The sequence below is a fragment of the Streptomyces sp. UH6 genome (genome assembly GCF_013421635.1).
Taxonomy (GTDB): Bacteria; Actinomycetota; Actinomycetes; order Streptomycetales; family Streptomycetaceae; genus Streptomyces; species Streptomyces abyssomicinicus.
In genome coordinates, this window is sequence record NZ_JACADT010000929.1 from 1 (window position 1) to 2,252 (window position 2,252).

Below are 2,252 nucleotides of genomic sequence, written 5' to 3' on the forward strand. Positions count from 1 at the left end.
CGGTCCACCGGATCACCGGCCATCCGCGGCTGTGGGCCTACGCGCGGCGGCTGGCCGCGCACCCGGCCTTCGGGGTCCACCTCGACCTCGACGGCATCGCGCGCAGGCATCACGCCCACTGCCGGGGCGAGGAGGGGGCGGGCGCGGCGGTACAGATCGTGGACTGGGCGGCGTACGCGTGCCGGGAGACCGCCGAACCGGTGCGGCAGGTCGGCTGACCGGCCCTGCGGGGCGTCCACGGCGGACGCCCCGCAGGGCAGGTCACCCGCGGGAGGTCACCCGCGGGCCCCCGACGGCCCGCTCGTCGCGTCCCGGGCCCCGAGGACGGGCTCCCCGGGTGCGGGGGCCGGGTACGAGGCCAGCGAGCGCAGCAGGCTGCGGGCGGTGGCGTCGTTCTGCTGGAAGGACGGGGCGTCGGTGCGGGGCCTGGCGAAGGCGCCGACGGCGCGCTGGTTGGTTGTCACCCCGAGGGCCATGCGACGGGGGTGCGGGCGGCCGCCCAGCCGGGGGTCGACCAGGCGGCCGTCCGGAGGCGAGACGGTGAGCAGTCCGGACCGGTGGGTGTGGGTGGCGTCGGCGAGGACCTCCTCCGCGACCGCCCGCCTCCTCCGCAGGTCCCGCAGGAGCGGGTCGGCGGTGAGGTGCACGGAGGAGCCCGGGAGGCGTGCCTCCACCAGGGCCGTGGCGTGCACGACGTGCCCGGGGACCGTCGGGCCGGTGCCGGTGAACGTGCCGGTCGCCTCGTCGGTGCCGATCCGCAGGTCGGCGCCCAGGAACCGGACCACGCCGGCCTCGGACAGGGCCAGGAGCTGGCGCAGCCGGAAGCCGGGCGGGCCGGAGGCGAGGAAGCTGAAGAACCCCTGCCACCAGCCGTCGAGGTGGTCGGCGACGGAACGGGCCGTCAGGGCCCCCGTCGCGACCAGGCGGGCGAGTTGCCCGTAGACGGACAGCAGGGCGAGGAAGGCGCCCAGGTCGGCGCTGTGCGCGGGGTCCGCGCGGCGTGTCACGTCCCGGGAGACGTATCCGCGCAGGTGCTCCTGGAACTCCTCGGGGGTGGCGAAGACGAGGCCGTCCAGGGGACGGTCCAGTGCCGCGACGTCCAGCCGGTCGTCGGGGTCCGGTACGGCGGCGGCCACCAGGTCCGGCACCCCGGGGACGTACGGGTCGAGCCTGTCGTAGGCGGCCCGGAACTCCGGCCAGGGCACGGTGGTGCGCTCCGGGTGGGCGAGGAAGAGCTCGTGGTAGTGGCCGAAGCCGATCTCCTTCGCCATCAGCGGCCAGACGTCCCTGCGCAGGTCGAGGGGCCCCGCCGCGGACAGCTCCGCCACCTGCGCGGGGCCGAAGTACCGGGGCAGCGGCGGCGGCGGACCCTGGAGCCGGTAGTGCGTCTTGGAGTGGTACGGCACGCCGCGCCGCGAGCCGACGTGCAGCACCGGCTCGCGCCCGGACGGCCGGTAGAGGAGGCCGCCGGCGCCGTCGTCCTGGTAGGTGCCGCCGCGGCCCTCGGTGAGCAGCGACAGCAGGTCCACGAAGGCCAGGCCGAAGCCGCGGACCAGGACGTGCTGCCCGGGCCGCACCGCGGACAGGTCGGTGTCCGCGGTGTACGCGGGCGGAAGGTGGAACAGGCCGTGTCTGCGGGCGAACTCGGCGTGTGCGCGGTGCTCGTCGGGCGGTGCGGAGTCCAGGTGGCCCTGGGCGAGGACGACCAGGTCGGCGGTGAGCGGCCCGGCGCGGCCGGCCAGGTGGACCCGCTGCGGGCCGTCGGGCGGGCCGGTGACCGAGGTCGCGGTGGTGGCGTGCCACTCGACGCTCACCCACGGCGGGAGTTCGGCGAGCACCCGCCTGAACACCCAGTCCAGATAAGCGCTCTGGGCCCGCCGGGTGGGGAAGTCGGAACTCGTCAGCGCCCTCAGCTCGGCCAGCGTGCCCGGGTCGGAGGGCTCGTCCCACGGCTCGTACCGGGGCGTCCGCCCGGAGAACTGGGCGGCCCATTCGGCGAGCGAGGGGCCGGGGCGCACCGGGCCCTCGACGGTGGAGGACTCGTCGGTGAACATGGTGACGTCCCCGGCCATGGAGTTCATCCGCAGCAGGGGCGACTGCTCGTGCCGCCATATGCGCCCCGGGCCCGGCGGATGCGGGTCGACGAGATGGACGAGCAACTCACGTCCACGCGGCCAGAGTTCGGGAATGCTGGCGGAGATCCGCTCCAGCAGTCCGGTGGCGCGCGGCCCCGCGCCGACGACGACCAGCAC

1 protein-coding gene and 1 pseudogene are annotated in these 2,252 nt (G+C 76.0%); one reads left to right on the forward strand and one right to left on the reverse strand.

Going from position 1 to position 2,252, the window contains the following annotated elements; genetic code table 11:
- Positions 1-218, forward strand: a pseudogene (locus HW445_RS27670) (glutathione S-transferase family protein); the annotation flags it as partial.
- A gap of 57 nt (positions 219-275) precedes the next feature.
- On the opposite strand, the gene HW445_RS27675 reads toward HW445_RS27670, so the two are convergent.
- The coding region (locus HW445_RS27675) for an FAD/NAD(P)-binding protein (RefSeq protein WP_218957444.1) at positions 276-2,252 on the reverse strand (1,977 nt) is incomplete at its 5' end.